Origin of the sequence: Pelagicoccus sp. SDUM812005 (assembly GCF_031127875.1) — a bacterium.
In the GTDB taxonomy this organism is placed as follows: Bacteria; Verrucomicrobiota; Verrucomicrobiia; order Opitutales; family Opitutaceae; genus Pelagicoccus.
In genome coordinates this window covers 252,247-270,060 of sequence record NZ_JARXIA010000006.1, presented here as the reverse complement: position 1 = coordinate 270,060, position 17,814 = coordinate 252,247, and the positions used below count along the sequence as shown (strand labels likewise).

15 protein-coding genes are annotated in these 17,814 nt (G+C 60.0%); 10 read left to right on the top strand and 5 right to left on the bottom strand.

The window, feature by feature from the left end:
- Nucleotides 1-168 precede the first annotated feature (168 nt).
- Nucleotides 169-3,897 (bottom strand): methionine synthase, encoded by a 3,729-nt coding sequence (gene metH, locus QEH57_RS09815; RefSeq protein ID WP_309006553.1) that lies wholly within the window; start codon nt 3,895-3,897, stop codon nt 169-171.
- A 216-nt stretch (nt 3,898-4,113) separates the two neighbouring features.
- On the opposite strand from metH, the gene QEH57_RS09810 reads away from it, so the two are divergent.
- From QEH57_RS09810 to QEH57_RS09765, 10 genes are all read left to right on the top strand, one after another.
- A complete protein-coding gene (locus QEH57_RS09810) occupies nt 4,114-5,040 on the top strand; it encodes a protein-glutamate O-methyltransferase CheR (protein WP_309006552.1) in 927 nt (308 codons plus the stop codon).
- Nucleotides 5,041-5,200: 160 nt separating this feature from the next.
- Entirely contained in the window at nt 5,201-6,805 is a 1,605-nt protein-coding gene (locus tag QEH57_RS09805) for a HAMP domain-containing sensor histidine kinase (RefSeq protein ID WP_309006551.1), read from the top strand.
- Between the two features lie 52 nt (nt 6,806-6,857).
- Entirely contained in the window at nt 6,858-8,126 is a 1,269-nt protein-coding gene (locus tag QEH57_RS09800; protein ID WP_309006550.1) for an HD domain-containing phosphohydrolase, read from the top strand.
- A gap of 222 nt (nt 8,127-8,348) precedes the next feature.
- Entirely contained in the window at nt 8,349-8,852 is a 504-nt protein-coding gene (locus tag QEH57_RS09795; RefSeq protein ID WP_309006549.1) for a chemotaxis protein CheW, read from the top strand.
- 172 nt (nt 8,853-9,024) lie between these two features.
- Entirely contained in the window at nt 9,025-9,546 is a 522-nt protein-coding gene (locus tag QEH57_RS09790; RefSeq protein ID WP_309006548.1) for a chemotaxis protein CheD, read from the top strand.
- Between the two features lie 2 nt (nt 9,547-9,548).
- On the top strand, nt 9,549-10,391 hold the full coding sequence (locus tag QEH57_RS09785) for an HDOD domain-containing protein (protein ID WP_309006547.1): 843 nt from the start codon (nt 9,549-9,551) through the stop codon (nt 10,389-10,391).
- 149 nt (nt 10,392-10,540) lie between these two features.
- Nucleotides 10,541-11,056 carry a hypothetical protein gene (locus QEH57_RS09780; RefSeq protein ID WP_309006546.1) on the top strand — a complete coding sequence of 172 codons (516 nt, stop codon included), beginning with the start codon at nt 10,541-10,543 and terminating at the stop codon, nt 11,054-11,056.
- A gap of 1 nt (nt 11,057) precedes the next feature.
- Nucleotides 11,058-11,753, top strand: a complete 696-nt coding sequence (locus QEH57_RS09775; protein ID WP_309006545.1) for a response regulator — start codon at nt 11,058-11,060, stop codon at nt 11,751-11,753.
- Nucleotides 11,754-11,918: 165 nt separating this feature from the next.
- A complete protein-coding gene (locus QEH57_RS09770; RefSeq protein WP_309006544.1) occupies nt 11,919-12,287 on the top strand; it encodes a response regulator in 369 nt (122 codons plus the stop codon).
- Between the two features lie 200 nt (nt 12,288-12,487).
- Nucleotides 12,488-14,245 carry a SpoIIE family protein phosphatase gene (locus QEH57_RS09765; RefSeq protein WP_309006543.1) on the top strand — a complete coding sequence of 586 codons (1,758 nt, stop codon included), beginning with the start codon at nt 12,488-12,490 and terminating at the stop codon, nt 14,243-14,245.
- Nucleotides 14,246-14,337: 92 nt separating this feature from the next.
- Here QEH57_RS09765 and QEH57_RS09760 read toward each other — a convergent pair whose 3' ends face one another.
- The 4 genes from QEH57_RS09760 to QEH57_RS09745 all read right to left on the bottom strand — a co-directional run bounded on the left by QEH57_RS09760 (nt 14,338) and on the right by QEH57_RS09745 (nt 17,473).
- Nucleotides 14,338-14,727, bottom strand: coding sequence for a hypothetical protein (locus QEH57_RS09760; RefSeq protein WP_309006542.1), 390 nt, complete (start codon nt 14,725-14,727; stop codon nt 14,338-14,340).
- A 24-nt stretch (nt 14,728-14,751) separates the two neighbouring features.
- Nucleotides 14,752-16,011, bottom strand: coding sequence for a tetratricopeptide repeat protein (locus QEH57_RS09755; RefSeq protein WP_309006541.1), 1,260 nt, complete (start codon nt 16,009-16,011; stop codon nt 14,752-14,754).
- Between the two features lie 2 nt (nt 16,012-16,013).
- Entirely contained in the window at nt 16,014-16,835 is an 822-nt protein-coding gene (locus QEH57_RS09750) for a hypothetical protein (RefSeq protein WP_309006540.1), read from the bottom strand.
- A 92-nt stretch (nt 16,836-16,927) separates the two neighbouring features.
- Nucleotides 16,928-17,473 (bottom strand): hypothetical protein, encoded by a 546-nt coding sequence (locus QEH57_RS09745; RefSeq protein ID WP_309006539.1) that lies wholly within the window; start codon nt 17,471-17,473, stop codon nt 16,928-16,930.
- Between the last annotated feature and the right edge of the window lie 341 nt (nt 17,474-17,814).

Genomic DNA, 17,814 nt, shown 5'->3' with positions numbered 1-17,814 from the left:
ACCTGCGCCCTTCGCCTAAAGTGGCAACTCGTTCAGCGCATCAAACGCCCTCTCGCTTTGTCCGCGACACCGACACTCAGCAAGCCGAGATGATATGAGCGACGACTTGCATTCCAAGCCGCGCCCAACTCCAGTAAAAGATCACGAGGAGAGATCCCCGTATCCTTCCTATTGATACGCCAAGTTCGGAGCCAGCCAACGCTCGGCCACCTCGACCGAAATCCCCTTGCGCTTGGCGTAGTCCTCGATCTGGTCGCGCTCCAGCTTGCCCACGTTGAAGTAGCGAGCCTCGGGATTGCCGAAGTAGAGGCCCGACACGGAACTGCCGGGATTCATGGCGTAACTTTCGGTCAACGAAACGCCCGTGTTTTCCTCCGCCGCAAGCAGCTTCCAAAGCGTGTCCTTTTCCGTGTGGTCGGGACAAGCCGGATAGCCGGCTGCCGGACGCACCCCGCGGTACTCTTCCTTGATCAACTGCTCCACCGAAAGCTCCTCGGCCTTGCCGAAGCCCCACTGATCGCGCACTTGCTTGTGGATGTACTCGGCCAAGGCTTCCGCAAGGCGGTCGCCTAGGGACTGGGCCAAGATCGCCGTGTAGTCGTCGCCCGCTTGCTTGAAGCGGTTCGCGAAGGTCTCGACCTCCTCGCCGGCCGTCACCGCGAAGCCGCCCAAAACGTCCACGCGGCCGCTGGAACGGGGAGCGATGAAATCCGAAAGGCTGTAGTAAGTGTCGTCGCCGACCTTCTCCTTTTGCTGACGCAGGAAGTGGAAGCGTGCTAGCTCTTCTCCCGCCGACTCGTCTTGCCAAAGCACCACGTCGTCGCCATCCGCGTTGGCCGGCCAAAACGCCGTCACCCCGCGCAAGCGGAACGCCTTTTCCTCGATGATCTGCTTGAGAAGCTTCTGGGCGTCCTCGTAAAGCTCGGTCGCCTGCTGACCGTACTTTTCGCTCTTCAGAATCTTTGGGAATACCCCCTTGAGCTCCCAGGTCCAGAAGAAGGGAGACCAGTCGATGTACTCCGCCACCGTGGCGAGATCGACATCCTGCCAAACCTTCACGCCGTAGCCTTCGGGTTTCGCCAAATCCGCCTGCGCCCAATCGGTGGAGAACGCCTTCTCCCGCGCCTCTTGCAGCGGAAGGATGCGGGCTTGGTTAGCGTTGCCCGCCGCGTGACGTTCGCGCAGTGTGGTTTGAGCCGTATCCAATTCCTGGATAAAGGCGGGCTTCTTCTCCGGATTGAGCAGATCGTTGCAAACGCCTACCACCAAGGACGCATCCGCCACGTGCACCACCGGACCGCTGTAGTGCTGGGCAATCTTGATCGCCGTGTGGGCCTTGCTGGTGGTCGCGCCGCCGATCAGGAGCGGCACGGTGAAACCGCGCCGCTCCATTTCCTTGGCTACATGGATCATCTCGTCGAGCGAAGGGGTTATCAAACCGCTCAGACCAATGATATCCGCCCCGATTTCCAGGGCTGTATCCAAAATCTTATCGCACGGCACCATAACTCCGAGATCCTCGACCTCGTAGTTGTTGCAGCCGAGCACGACTCCCACGATATTCTTTCCAATGTCGTGAACGTCTCCCTTAACCGTGGCAATCAACATCTTGCCGCGAGCGGAGCTAGCGTTGTCCGCCTTCTCCGCTTCCATGAAGGGGAAGAGATAGGCCACCGCTTTCTTCATCACGCGGGCGGACTTGACCACCTGCGGAAGGAACATCTTACCTTCGCCGAAGAGCTTACCCACGATCTTCATACCGTCCATCAGCGGGCCCTCGATCACGTCGAGCGGACGAGGCAACTTCTGGCGAGCCTCCTCCACGTCTTCGTCCACGAATGTGGAAATCCCCTTCACCAGCGAATAGGAGAGTCGCTCTTCCACGGTTCCGGAACGCCACTCGTCGACCTTCTCTTCTACCTTCTTGCCGGACGCGTTGGCTTTGACCTCTTCGGCCATTTCGATCAGGCGTTCAGTGGCCTCCGCATTGCGGTTGAGCAAAACGTCTTCCACTGCCTCGAGCAGCTTGGGTTCGACCTCGTCGTAAACCGCCAGCATGCCTGCGTTCACGATGCCCATGTCCAGTCCAGCCTGGATCGCGTGGTAGAGGAACGCTGCATGGATCGCTTCGCGCACGGGATTGTTTCCGCGGAAGGAGAATGAAATATTGGATACGCCGCCGCTAATGCGAGCGTAGGGGCAAAGCCGCTTGATCTCGCGGGTCGCCTCGATGAAGTCGACCGCGTAGTTGGCGTGCTCTTCCATACCGGTGCCCACCGTGAGGATATTCGGGTCGAAGATGATGTCCTCGGGCGGGAAGTTGAGCTTCTCCACCAACAGGTCGTAGGCCCGCTTGCAAATGCGAACCTTGTCTTCGCGAGTCGCCGCCTGGCCTTCTTCGTCGAAGGCCATTACGATCACCGCCGCGCCGTATCGACGAACCAAGGACGCGGACTCCAAGAATTTCGCTTCGCCTTCCTTGAGGCTGATGGAGTTCACCACGCACTTGCCTTGCACGCACTTGAGACCGGCTTCGATCACCGACCACTTAGAAGAGTCGATCATGATCGGCACCCGGGAGATATCCGGCTCGCTGGCCACCAAGTTGAGGAACTTGGTCATGCAGGCCTCGCCGTCGAGCATGCCTTCGTCGAAATTGATATCGATGATGTTCGCTCCGTTCTCCACCTGCTGGCGGGCCACCGCCAAGGCATCGTCGAACTTCTCCTCCTTGATGAGCTTCTTGAAGCGGGGCGAACCAGTCACGTTGGTGCGCTCGCCCACCATGACGAAGGGAGCCTTCTCGCCCTTCACTTCGAAAGGTTCGAGCCCGGAGAGACGCAGCGCCTTCTCGATCTGCGGGATGGGACGCGGCGGATAATTGCGGGACTTGTCCGCGATCGCCTTGATGTGCTCGGGCGTGGTGCCGCAGCAGCCGCCGATCAAGTTGACGAACTTGTTCTGGGCAAAGTCTTCCAAGAAACGGGCCGTGTCCGCCGGCAGCTCGTCGTAGCCCGTTTCGCTCAGCGGGTTGGGCAGGCCGGCGTTCGGGTAACAGGAGATGAAACAGTCGGCGTTCTTCGACAAGGTCTCGATGTAGGGGCGCATGTCCTGGGCGCCCAGGGCGCAATTGATCCCCACGCTGAGCGGACGGGCGTGCGCCACGGAATTCCAGAACGCCTCGATGGTCTGCCCCGAAAGCGTACGGCCCGAGGCGTCCGTGATGGTCACGCTGAGCATCACCGGCATGCGCTCGCCGCGCTCCTCGAAGTATTCCTCCAAGGCGAAGATACAGGCCTTGAGATTGAGCGTATCGAAGGTCGTCTCCGGCAGGAAAATATCGGCTCCCGCCGCTCCGAGGGCGCGAATCTGCTGCAGGTAGGCCAAGCGCAGGTCGTCGAAGGTCACCGCTCGATATTCGGGACGATTGACGTCCGGCGAGAGCGACGCGGTGCGGTTGGTGGGCCCGATGGCCCCCGCCACGAAGCACTCGCGATCGGGATTCTCCGCCACGAACTCCGCGATCGCTTCCTTGGCCAAACGCACCGAAGCGGCATTCAACGCGTCGACCGCGCTCTGCAGCCCGTAATCGGCCTGCCCGATCACGGTCGCGGAAAAGGTATTGGTTTCGATGATGTCCGATCCAGCCTCCAGGAAAGCCTTGTGGATGCCCTTGATCACGTCCGGTCGGGTCAGCGTCAGCAACTCGTTGTTGCCCTTCAAGTCGCTAGGATGGTCCTCGAAGTGGCCATGGCGAAAATCGGCCTCCTCCAGCTTGTAGCGCTGGATCATGGTCCCCATGGCTCCGTCCAAAAAGAGGATACGCTCGCCCAGCAGTTGGCGAAGGCGTTCGTAGGTTCGGGAAAGCGGAAGGGACTGCGGGTCTGGCGTAGACATAGTGATGACTGTGGAAATTCGAAACGAGCACACCATGCAGGCAGCTGCGTCGGGCTCAAGCTCCGACTGGCTTCCCCCGCAAGCTTCTCTCCACCTCCGAAGCGAGGGTGTTTTTGCGCAAGTAATTACCGATTGAAATAGGCGCCGGGACTCAAGTTTTCCGGAAATCGAGCGATTTATCCCCCAGCCAATAAGTACGCCAACTCAAAGCAACGCATGAGCTTCCGCCTTCCGACTCTCAGAAATCGCCAGCCAACCCACACTGCTGCCACGCCAACCAACACCCAGCAATTACCGTTTGGAATGACCCCCATGGGCAAGATCACCGACCAAGACTACTCCTTCATCCGCGACCTGATCTACAAGGAAACTCGAATCAACCTCGGAGACAGCAAACGCGAACTGGTCAGCGCCCGCCTCGGCAAGCGCCTGCGCGCCAACAGCCTGGGCAGCTACACCGAGTACTGCCAGATGCTGCAGTCCCGCCCCAACAGCGGCGAGCTCTACCACCTCATCGACGCCATCTCGACGAACCACACCTTCTTCTTTCGCGAGATCAACCACTTCAACTACCTCAACAGCCATATCCTTCCCCACTTCCTCAACGGCCGCTTCGGCGCCGGCAAGGAACTGAAGATCTGGAGCTGCGCCTGCTCCACCGGAGAGGAACCCTACTCCCTCGCCATCGCCCTCGAAGAATTCCTCGGACAACAGCAGGGCTACGACTGGTCCATCCAGTGCAGCGACATCTCCAACCGCGTCCTGGACTTCGCCTCCAAAGGCATCTACGACCGCGACCGCCTCAAGAACGTGAAAGCCGAGTGGCTCAAACGCTACTTCCAGAAAGGCGAAAAGCAGATGGACGGCTACTTCCGCGTACGCCCGGAAATCTCCAAGAAGCTCGCTTTCCAACGCCTCAACCTCTTCGCCCCGCAATACCCTTGGCGACAGAAGTTCCAAGTCATCTTCTGCCGCAACGTCATGATCTACTTCGATCGCGAAACGCAGCAGGAACTGGTCGGCCGCCTCGCCCAACACCTCGTGCCCGGCGGCTTCCTGCTCATCGGACACGCCGAAAGCCTCGCCGGCATTCGCCACCCCTACCAGTCCATCAAACCCGCGATCTACCAACTGCCCGCCTAAGCGGAGCCGACTTCGCCCCAGCGCCAGCGCCAACACCGCGCAGCCCCGTCCGGTCAGCTAGCCGTTCGCCACGTAAAAAAGCCGCTAATAGCCCCAATATTTCCCAAAGCCGAGTTGCCAGCGAAGGAGGAAGCCCCAAGCGTCAATCCAACGATCGACCTTGAATTTCCAAACCACCAGCTTCCCCGTGCCAGCCAACGACCTTTCCGCTGCGATCCGCGAACTCGCGGGCGACGCCACCAGCGAATCCTCCCTCGCCGCGCTCGGCCCCGGCATCACCTACCTGCTCGAGCTCCCAGACCGCAGCCCCCGCTTCTTCAGCCGGACTGAAAACGCCTTCCCCCCCGCCTTCTACAAGCTGCTCGACGCCGTCACCACCTGGGACGAGCTGGTCGTCGAACCCCAGCGCGAAACCTACCAGCAAGCCGTCGCCCTCAACCAATTCGAGACCGAGGCCCGCTACCGCATCCAGGTCAACCGCCGGGGCGAAACCCTTCCCGTCGTCGACTACCGCGCCCTCGTGCGCAACGAATCCGGCCAAGCCGTCGCCATCGCCGGACGCCTCGTCGACGACACCTTCCACAGCGTCGCCTTCGACGCTCTCGCCCGCCGCTCCTGGAAGGAAATCGCCGGCTGCATGACCCGCCGCTACCTGCACGACTTCAACAACACCATCGCCGGTATCTACTCCCTCAGCGAACTCTACGCGGAGCCAGGCTCGGACCCGAAATCCACCGCCGAAGCCATGGGACACATCCGCGACTGCTCCATCCGCGCCCAGGACCTCACCAAAAAGATCCGCCACCTCACCACCCTCGAAGCCGGCCAGCGGAACTACTTCGACCTCGGCGACCTCGTCAAAGAGCAAAAGGAATACATGGAAGCCCTTCTGCCCAAAGGCGCCGCCATCGAGATCGATGCCGCCAGCGGACAGCACCCCATCCAGATCGACGCCAACCTCTTCCGCCAAGTGATCCTCCACCTCACCGGCAACGCCGCCGACGCCTGCGGCGAGGACGCGGCCCTGCAAATCCGACTCACCCGCGCCAACCTCGACCGACGCGACTGCGCCGTCATCGAATTCTCCGACAACGGCTGCGGCTTCAAGCCCGACGAGCTCGAAAACGCGACCACTCCTTTCTACACCACCAAAAGCAGCGACAAGCACCCCGGACTCGGGCTCAGCATCGCCAGCAAGTTCGCCGCCGACCTGGGCGGCAGCATCAAGCTCGGCAACAACCCTCACCAAGGCGCCCACATCCGCCTCGTCCTCCCCTTGCTCGAGCAAGAAAGCAAGCCTGCCGCCCCGCCAGCTCCGGAGCCCAGCGCCCAAACGCCCGAGCTCCCGCTGGCCGAAGCCCCCGCAACTCCCCCCGTCGAAAAGGCCGCCCCCCGCTCTACCCCACCCAAGGTCCTCATCTACTCCTGGGAAGACATCGCCCGCCACCCCCTGCTCATCGCCCTGCAAAACGCCGGCTGGGACACTCGCATCCACCTCGAGCCCGGCGAGCTCCTGCTCGACCTCCTGCAAGACGGACAGCAGCTCGACGGCGTCATCGTCTTCAAAAGCGCCCTCGACGAAAAAGCCGAACCGCTCATCTCCGAGCTCGGCCACGCCCGCAACTGCGACAAAGTCGCCCTCATCGCCCTCGGCGAAAGCGTCGACGCCCTCTCGCTTTCCGCAAAAAGAATTTGCGGATTGGTAGCCTCCGGCTCATCAAAACCCTCTGCCTTGCTCAACAAACTAGCCAGCTACTTCAACTGAGCCTCCGCTCCGCCTCGCACCGCACGGCCAACCGCCACCCCCGACCGCAACCATGAGATTCTCCGAGCCGAGATCCAGCAACATCCTCGTCCTAGACGACGACGACATCGTCCTTCTCGCCATGAAGGAAACCCTCGAGCGCGAGGGCTACCTCGTGACCGCCTTCACCAGTCCCAACGAAGCGATCAAGGCCGTCGAAGCGAACCGCTTTTCCACCATCATCTCCGACCACCGCATGCCGGAGATGACCGGGCTCGAATTCCTCGACCTCTGCAAGCAAAAGCAGCCCAACGCCTCCCGCATCCTCATCACCGGAGTGCTCACCCTCAACACCGTCGTCGAGGCCGTCAACAAGGGGGAAATCTTCCGCTTCCTCGCCAAGCCCTGGATCCGCGAAGAGCTGCTCGCCACCGTCGAAAACGCCGTCCAACGCTACGCCCTCGTCGAAACCAACGAAAAGCTGCAAGCCGACACCCTCGACCTCAACGAGAAGCTCGTCGCCAGCAACACCGCCCTCGAGGAAAAAGTCCGCCAGCTCCAAGAGCAAACCCTCATGCTCGACGAGGCCAACCAAGCCCTCGAGCGAAACTTCAAGCACTCCCTCGAAATCTGCTTCCGGCTCATCGAAGCCTTCCACCCCATCCTCGGCCAGCAAACCAAGTCCGTCGTCTCCATCTGCTCCGAGATCGCCAAGTCCGAGCTGCTCGAACCCCGCGAAGCGGAAACCCTCAAGGTCGCCTCCTGGCTCTACAACCTCGGCCGCATCGGCCTCCCTCGAGACCTCGTATCCAAAAGCCTCAAGGACGCCCAAAGCCTCGACGAAACCGAGGAAACCCTCCTGCGCCACTACCCCGTCTACGGCCAAACCCTCGCCTCCTTCGTCGAAAACCTCAACGAAGTCGGCCTCGCCATCCGCTACCACCGGGAACGCTTCGACGGACTCGGCTACCCCGACCAGCTTAGCCGCGAGAGCATTCCGGTGCCCGCCCGCCACCTCGCCGTGGCCATCGGCTTCGTCGAGTGCAACCTCCCTCGCGACCAGGCCCTCGAATTCATCATCCGCGAATCCGGACGCGCCTACCACCCCGAAGCGGTCCGGCTCTTCATGAAGAGCTCCAACCTCACCAACCTGCCCAAGAAAGTACGCGAGATCACCCTCGCCGAACTCGAGCCCGGCATGGTCCTGGCCAAAGGCATCTACAGCCCCTCCGGACTCTTGCTCATCCCCGAAGACAAGCGCCTCACCGGCGGCATCATTTCCAAGATCAAGGAACACGACTTCGCCAACCCGCTCACCCAGCGCCTCATGGTTTTCCGCTGAGCCGCCCCGCAGCCGCAAGCCCTGCGACGCCCGGGACTTGCAGAGGGGAAATTGTAAATCAAATGCGCGTAGCTTCACTGAGCGACGCGAGAAACGCATTTGAGAGAAAGAAACTACGCAGCAGAGGGGCGTTCCGCCTAAATTCTGCTTAAGAAGCGCGAAGGCAAAACCGATCTAGCTCATAATAAATCGCATTTCCCACAATTCCACCGAGGAATAATTATGAGCAACCTCACCTTCGACGACACTACCACTCACTCCTCCTTCTCTTCCGGCAAGTTTCTCACCTTCACCCTCGCGGAAGAGTGCTACGGAGTCGAGGTCCTCAAGATTCGCGAAATCATTCGCATGCAGAAGATCACGCCCGTCCCGCAAATGCCGGAGCACGTCAAAGGCGTCATCAACCTGCGCGGCAAGGTCATCCCCGTCGTCGACCTGCGCGTTAAGTTCAACCTCCACGCCGGCGAAGCGACCGAACGCACCTGCATCATCGTCGTCGACGTCGACGGCGGACAAGGCGTCAACCAGCTCCTCGGACTCGTCGTCGACGCCGTGGAAGAAGTTCTCAACGTCACCGAGGGCGACGTGAAGCCATCCCCCGACTTCGGCACCCGACTCAGCACCGAATGCTGCCTCGGAATCGCCAAGATCAAGGACAGCGTCAAAACCCTCCTCGACATCGAAAAAGTCGTTTCCAGCGAACTCGAAGACGCCCTCGGCTTCTAGAGCGCGCTCTCCCAAGGCCTCGCTCAGCCCAGTCAACCCGCGCTCCCCCCGCGCCAGACTGCTGTTCTCCCGCCCCCCCCCAACGCGGAGACTCACTTTACCCCTCCAGCCGCAGTCCTCTGCCAAGCTAAACAGCACCACCTAGAACTCGCATCGACACACCTTTGACCCTATGAGCGGAGCCCCTACCCTCCCATCCCTTTTTCAGCAACGCGTCGTCGTCGGCGTGGGCGACCTGGCAGTTTCCAACAACGGAAACGTAAACCTCAGCACCTTCGCCCTCGGCTCCTGCGTGGGCATCATCGTCTACGACAAGGAAGCCAAGGTCGGCGGCCTGATCCACATCATGCTGCCGGACTCCACCCTGTCCCCTGAAAAAGCCCAAAAACAACCCGCCATGTTCGCCGATACCGGCATGCCCATCATGTTCCGCAACCTCTGCGGCCTGCGGGCAGAACGGCGTCGCATGCGAGCCTTCGTGGCCGGAGGCGCCTCCGTCATATCCGGCTCCGACATGTTCAAGATCGGCGAGCGAAACATCCTCGCCGTCAAGAAACTCATCAACGCTCTCGGCATCCAAGTCGTGAAAGCGGACGTCGGCGGCGTCAACAACCGCACCATCCACCTCAACGTCGGCACCGGAGAAGTTACCCTCAAAACTCCACTAGGAACCTCAAAATTCAGCCTAGCCTAGCCATGACAGTAGAAGAACTCATTCAAAACACGGATACGCTGCCCCCAGCTCCGGAAGTGCTCCCCAAGCTCGTCAAGATCATGAAGGATCCTGACACCGACGCCAACGACATCGTCCAGCTCATCTCCACCGACGCCGCCATCATGGCCGGCGTGCTCAAGCTCAGCAACTCAGGAGCCTACTCGCCCCCATCCCCCGTCACCGACCTGCAAGACGCCGTCGCCATGCTCGGCATCAAGGAAGTCTACCGCATCGTCAACCTCGTCTCCAGCGGCGACTACCTCGACGGAGCCCTCCCCAGCATGGACATCGGCAAGGGCAGCCTCTGGGCCCACAGCCTCGCCGTGGCCCTCATCATGGACCAGATCGCCAAGGACGCCACCGACACGGAAGGCCTCCCCTACACCCTCGGCCTGCTCCACGACATCGGAAAGCTAGGCATGCACCTCGGCTGCGGCGAGCAATACGTCGACATCTTCAAGAAGGTAGAGACCGAGCGCCTCAGCCTCGACAAGGCCGAAAGCCAAACCCTCGGCTTCGACCACGCCCTCGCCGGTTCCAAGATGCTCGAGCAATGGTCCTTTCCCGAAGAGGTCTACCTCCCCATCCGCTTTCAATACAACCCCATCGAAGCGCCCGAAGCGCACCGCAAGCTCGCCGGAGCCCTCCATGTCGCCAACTGGGGAGCCGCCGTCATCGGCTGCAACGACGGACGCGACAGCTGGGCCCTCGACATGATCGAAGGCGCCTTCGAAATCGAACCCAGCCAGCTCGAAATCGCCATCCTCACCGCCCGCGAACAACTCGAAAAAGCCCGCCGCGCCCTCGCAGTCGGAGCCAACTAGACGCCCAGGCCGCGCCCGCCGTTCTCGCTCTAGGAAATACACCCTAGCGAAAGAACGCCGAGCCCTGAGTAATTTCCGCTAAAGCTGCGGACGTTTCGGACGATGATACCTGCCAAGGATCCAACCTGCCAACACACACGCGTTCGAACATGCAACCCGACGACAAGCTCCTCCAAGCCAATCTTCCCGACGCCCTGCAAAGCGCCATCGAAGACCTCGACCGAGCCTACGACGTCCCCAAGCAACTCCTCCAAGCCGACGTCACCGCCTTCGAAGACCTAAGCTGCTGCGTCTTCGCCTACTTCGCCCGCGACGACGTCTTCTACCTCAACGGCAAAGGCCGCCAGCTGCTTCGCCCCCAACGCCCCACCTTCGAGCCTCGCGCCAACACCGCCCCTCCCATCTTCTGGCTCGAGGACGATCCCAACCTGCAAGCCGCCGACAGCTTCGTCGCCAGCCGCCAACGCCCCATCTACGAAACCCGCGAGCTCGTCACCCTCTCCTGGGGCAAGACCTGGCTGCACGGATCCAAATTTCCCATCCGATCCGTGATCGGACAACCCCTCGCCATCCTTTTCGCAGGCCACCTCGTCGCCCCATCCAAGCAGATAAGACTCGTGGCAGAGCATTACCAAACCGCCCAACAAGGCACCGGAGACAACTAAGATGAAGAAGAACGTACTACTCGTAGAAGACGATCCCGCACTGCGCATGGTCATGCGCGAAGTCCTCAAGGACGAGTTCGACGTCGACGAAGCCGACAACGGAGACGACGGCATCCACAAGGGGCTCACCGAAACCAACGACCTCATCATCCTCGACTACCACCTCCCCAAGAAAGACGGGCTGCAAGTCATCGAAGCCGTCAAGGCCGCCCACCCGAACGTCCCCGTCATCGTGCTCACCGGATTCCTCAGTCCCGACTCCGAAGCCCAGTTCAACCAGCTCGGAGCCAGCAAGATCTTTCCCAAGCCCTTCAACTACCGAGCCCTGCTCGAAGTCGTGCGCAACCTCACCGTCAGCCAGGCTCCAGCCCCCGCGCAATCGCAGGCCAGCAGCCCCAAGGCCCAACCCAAGCCGCTCGCCCCCGCCCAGCTGGCGCCCACCGAAGCCGAGATGTTCGCCGACTCCCTCGCCACCGTGGCCGCCCTCGCCGAAAAGCTGGAATTCCTCCAGTCCGTCACCGAAAAATACTGGATCGAACCCAGCGACATCTCCACCATCCGCGAGACCGCGCGCTGCATGGAAGGCGAAATCCAATCCTTCTACGGCAAAGTCAACAACACCCTCTTCGACGCCGGCGGCTTCACCTCCCCCCTCATCGCCCACTCCAAGAAGCCACACCTCTCAGGCAATAACTGAGCCGCTGTAACAAAGCAGCTAATTCAAGACAAATCGTAAAAAAACCACCTCAGAAAACGCCCCCAAAGCCGATTTATAAATCAAACCTGAACTTGGCTGAGCCTCCCACGCGAAAACCGAGTTCCCATCCACTCACCCTAAAATAAGCCACTCAGCTTCAGGAAAATGAAAATTCTAATCGTAGACGACGATCCCGCCATCCGACTCCTGCTCTTCACCGTCTTCGGCGAGGAACACGACGTATCCGTACTCTGCGACGGCCACAACGCAGTATCCGTCCTTTCCGATCCCAACCACCAGTTCGACGTCGTCCTGCTCGACCTCAAGATGCCCCGCCTCTCCGGCGAGATGGTCCTCGAGTTCCTCTCCGGCTGGCAGAACATCAAGACCAAGTTCATCATCATTTCCGGCTTCCACGACGAAGCGCGCCACTTCAAGTACCCCAACCTGGTGGCAACCCTCGCCAAGCCCTTCAACATCAAGGAACTGGTCCGCATCGTCGAAAGCTCGCACGACAGCGTCGCCGCCCGCTAAGCGCCGCCCGCCAATCCACTTTTACCGTATCAGCGGTTCGGATACCCTCCGAACCGCTTTTTTGCGTCCGGCAAGCCAGCAGCTCCCCATAGACCTAGGCGAAAAGAATTAATTCGCGGCTGCATTTTTCACGGGAGTTCACTCTGCATTTGCCATCTGCAACTTGTGGCCTATGGTTCAACTACTGGAATTCCCAATTGATGAACCCCGCTGACTCCATCCTCGACGCCATGCTCGCCCGTACCGGACAATCCACGGTAGAACGCGGCGAAAACGAGGAAATCAAGCTCACCCAAGCCGAAGTCGACCGCATGCTCGAGGACGCCTACAACCTCGGCATCAAGGAAGGCAAGAGGAGCCTCTTCCACGAAGACACCGACATGGGTACCCAGCTCTTCCAGCAGCTGATGGCGTCCCTGCCCGACCACGTCTACTTCAAGGACCTGCAAAGCCGCTTCATCTGCGTCAACCAATCCATGGCCAAGTACCACGGCGTGGGCGACCCCTCGGCCATCGTCGGAAAATCTGACTTCGACTTCTTCGAAGCCTCCTCGGCCCGCGCCAAGTTCGAAGACGAGCAAGAGATCATCCGCACCGGCAAAGGCTGGAGCTTCAAGGAAGAGCTCTCCGTACACGAAGGAAAAAAGGAACGCTGGGTCATCTCCTCCAAGCTCCCCCTCTACGACCCCGACGGAAAAATCTGCGGCACCTTCGGCCTCTCCCGCGACATCACCAAGCAGAAGATCGCCGAACGCGAAGTCTCCCGCCAACGGCGCCTGCTCGAAACCATCGTACAAATCCTCCCCTGCCGCCTCTTCCTGCGCGACCGGGAAGGCAAGTTCATCCTCGTCAACCAAGAGTACCGCAAAGTCGTCGGCATCCCCCTCGACCTCGACATCACCGGAAAGCTCCTCACCGACGTCGTGGACGACCCACGCGCCGACCGCGTATTGGCAGAAGACCTACAAGTCGTCGAAACCGGCGTCCCCGTCACCAACAAGCTCGAGTACGACAAGAGCATCCTCGCCGGAAACCGCTGGGTGCTCACCTCCAAAGTCCCCCTGCGCACCGAGTCCGACAAGATCGAAGGCATCGTCGGCATGTCGCTCGACATCACCGAGCAAAAGAAAGCCGAAGAACTTGCCCGCAAGGCCAAGGAAGCCCTGCAAGCCAAGAACGAACAGTACGAAGAAGAGCTCCTCGTCGCCCGCCAGCTGCAGGAGCAACTCATGTCCATGGGCTTCAACCAAAGCCGCATGTATTCGAAAAGCGGCGACAAGTGGGACTTCCGAGCCTGCTACATCTACAAGCCCAGCCACCACCTCGCAGGCGACTTCTTCTACCTCATCCCCGTCGACGAGAACCGCATCGGCGTGCTCGTGTGCGACGTCATGGGCCACGGCGTCAAAGCCGCCCTCGTCACCATGCTCATCCGCGGGCTCATGACCGAAATCCCCGACATCCTCGGACACCCTTCCAAAGTCCTCCAGCACCTCAACGAAACCATTCTCTCCCTCGCCGAAGACGACGAGTTCCCCCGCTTCGTCACCGCCGCCTACCTCATCGTCGACCTAAGCAAAGGCGAAGCCATCCTCGCAAACGCCGGACACCCCTGCCCCATCCTCAAGAACAACGAGCACGACTTCCAGGAATGCCCCTGCGACATCGTCGGCCCCGCCCTTGGGCTCCTGGGCGGCGAACCCTTCGGCGACACCCAGTTCCCCTTCACAAGCGAGTCCGAACTCTTCCTATTCACCGACGGCATCATCGAACAAAGCACACCCAGCGGAGCAGACTTCGGCAAGGACGGCCTCGTGCACGCCCTCGGCCTCGCCACCAGCCGCAACATCGACGAGCAACTCGAGCAAGTAACCACTTCCCTCACCACCGCCCTCGACGGCCGCCCCTCCAACGACGACATTTGCGTCGTCGCCCTCAAGATCTCCCCCAACGGCTAAGGCTTCCCCCGCTCGGCCAGTTGCTCGCAGGGCAAGGCAAGCCTGCCCAAAGACGCGAAAAACCCGCGATCCACCGCGATTCCCCGACAGGGCTACTTCGCGAACTTCCCGTAGGCCCGAGCTACCTGCCCCGGCGCCACCTTGGAATACGCTTCCTTCATGCGCGGCGGCAGCGAACACTTCAGCAAGAGGCGCTCGTTCTCGCGATCCACGATCATCAGCTTCATGATCTTGTCGCGACACTCCTTCACCAAAGGGGACAGGATAGGCGACACCGGCTCGCCTGACTCGTTGATCATTCGCAGCAGCTCTAGGCCCTTGTCCAAAACGCCCACAAACTTCTTCTTCTTTTCCAAGAACTCCTCGTTCGGCGGCTCGCCCGTCGACCTCATCAACTGCCCTTCCTCGATAAAAAGTTGGTGCAGGTCAGAGCACAAACGCACGTGCTCGCGCAAAATCGCTTCGGTCTTAGCTGGGTTCATGAAAACGGAATCAGGAGCTTGGTCTTACTGGGCCTTCAGCAATTGAAGGCGGCCCACAAGATCGTCTTCCCAATTCAAGTGTTCAAGCCTCCATTGAGCCATTTCCTTCAGAGAACGCAGGTTCTCGCCCAAATTCGCATCGGCTAACTGCTGGCCGTCCTCCGGGTTCAAAATCTCTTCGTAAGCCAACTTCGCCTTCTCCGGCAAGCCGAGCCGCTCGAAGCAAAGCCCGATCTGGTGGATCGCCGGCCAGCGCCAAGCAGGGGCCGGACTGTAGCGAGCAAGAGCCTGGTAGATGGTCAGGGCGCTGCGGAAGTCCCCGTTCTCGTAAAACTCGTTCGCCAGCTCGTTGCCCGTGCGACGCTTCCAGTAGTCGGCATCGCTCACGTAGCCTTCCTTCAAGTTCGTCTGGGACTGCAAGATGTTCACCACCTCGCGCAAAGCCTCCGGCTTGCGATTCAGCTTCTCGTAGGACTTCGCCAGCAAGTAGCGCAACTCCGGGTTGTGCGGACTTTCTGGATACTCGTCCAAGAAATGCTTCAAGTGCGACACCGCCCGCTGGTAGTTGGCCAGCTCATACAACAAGTAGCACATGCGATAGTGCACCCGCAAACGCTCCACCGGCTTCAGCTCCAACCGAAACAAAGCCTCGTACAAACGATAAGACTCCTGGTACTCCTCCCTCTCCTTGTGCGTCTCTGCGATCGCAAGCTTCGCGTTCAAGGAAACCTGCCGATACTTCTCCAACTGGTCGAACGAAACGTTCAGCGACGAGTTCAACACCTTGTAGTAGCGAGAAATCGCCAGCTCCTGGGCCCCCATCTGGCGATAGATGTCGCCCAACTCCATATAAACCTCCGGCAAGCGCCGACTCTCCGGAAACTCCGTAGCGAGCCGCTCGTAGATCGCAGCCGACTTCGGGAACATGCTAGCCTTGCGGTACAGCTCCCCCATCTTGGAAAGCACCAACTCCTTCTCCGGAACCTCCGTCGGCACGCCCAGGGCCGCCGCGAAGTAGCGTTCGGCGAATTCCACTTCGCCCCCCTTCCACTCCGTCACCGCAGCCTCGTAGTAACGCATTACCTGCTCGGACGCCAATTCCGGATCCAGCTCCCGCTTCGGCTGCACGATCACGATGCGGTTCGGATCGAAGGCAGGGGCGCCTTCCTCCTTGGCATCCCCCTTCTTCCCCTCCGCATTCGCGGGAGCAGGAGACGCGGCGAAAGCAGTTGCCGCCAGCAAAGAAACAAGAGCCAAGCTCGTGAAATATCGGACATTATTCATCGCTATTTTTTATTCAGGGTCGCGGAGCTCTTAATCGTGCTCGTATTAGGGGTCGCCGGCGAAAACGGCACCATGGTGCCCGTCCTGCCCGCATTCGTATCCGTCTCGAAATAAATCAAAACCTCTTCCGGCCTCAGCACCGTGGTACGCTGCTCGTCCAAGTCGAAATGCTCCACCAGCTCTTCCTGGACTTTGCTCCGCGTTTCGATGCGACCCGAGACCACCTCGTGCGGCGCCAACTCGATCACGATCTCCGAAAGCATCGCCGCATTGTTCAGCTCGTCCTCCGTCAAAGCCGTTTCGATCAAGTACGGCATGTACTCGCTGGAAACGAAATTGAACTCCGGAAGCGCCGGCGACGGCGGACGCGCGTTGACCGGATCCGCGTCCGAAAACCGCAACGCCGGCGGAACGTCCACCGTCAGGTAGCCATTCTCCAAGCTCGGCTTCTTCTTCTCGCCGCCACCAATCAAAATCAACCCCGAGCGACGCTTGGTAGAGCCAAGGCTCCGCTTCGCCCGCAACGCTCGCTCCGCCTTCGGCTCCGCTTCAGGGACTTCCGCGGAAAACTCTTCCACAGGCGCCTCAACCGATTCCGCGAAGTCCACTTCGTCCACCGGCTCCGACGCCAAGTTAGACTCCCCATCCGCAAAGGCCTCCATTTCCCGCGTCGCCTTCTGGGAGCTCGCAGCATCGTTGTCCGCCCACCCCCGACGCTTGGCGCGGACCTGCCCCAACTCCAAGGAAGCCGCCCAGCCCGCAGCGCCAAAGCCCGCGAGCAAGCTCATGATAAAGAGAGATCTAAGCGTCCGTTTCCAAGTCATCGTCAAAGTGTTTTTCCAGGTCTTAAAGAGAGAGAATCCCCTACCCCTTTACATCGGTAGTTTCCGCCTCTGTCTTGAGTACTGCCGTCCATTTAGAATCCCTCCGGAAGTCCTTCTGGTTTAAGCCCTTGCGCGGCTCTGTAAGTATCGAGCAGATCTTGCTCCGTGTGCACGTCAAGCGGGCCCGCCCGATCGTCCTCGAAAATGCTCCGCATGGCGGAAGGGATATTGTAGGCGTCCCGGTAGTTCGCCAGCCGCTCCACCGACTGAGCCCACACCGCAAACGGCTTCGAAAGCGCCTCGCCGTCACGCTCCGCCAACTCCACCGCCCGATCGATCACCGCCGGATCGCACATCGGAAAGTTGATGTTGAAATTCACATGCACGTCGCAGGGATGGTTCTCCACGATGTGCTGAAAAACCGGCACCGACGGAACCTCGTCGCCCGCCAATTCCACCGGACGCCGCAAAACCGTAGCCCCGAAGTCCAAGGCCACCCGGGCGATCAGCTCGCTCTCCGTGGAGACCACGATCTCGTCCACGAGCTTCGCCTGCCGCAAGATCTCGATGCCCAGTCCCACCAGCGGCTTCCCTGCGAACGGAAGCAGATTCTTGTAAGCCAGCCTCTTGCTGCCCAAACGAGCGATTATTGATCCAACGACATACATAGAAAACGAAAGCTCACCCTAGGCAGGAATTGCCCAGAGAAACGGAAAGAAGATACGATAAGAGTGATTTTTCAAAACGACACCCCCACAAAGCACAAGGCACGCCAACCCGGATTAAGCGTTACCTATCCAACTTATAATCAAACTATTACATAACACCAATAAAAGCTTTCGATCAAAGTTGGGAATTATTTTCCAGCCCTAAAGCAAAGCGTTACCCACGTCTTTAGTCGCCGTGCTTTTTACAAATGAGGATTGATCTTCTCAACAATTCAAACTCTCTATTGGCCAGCTCAAGCGAGGCTCCTGCC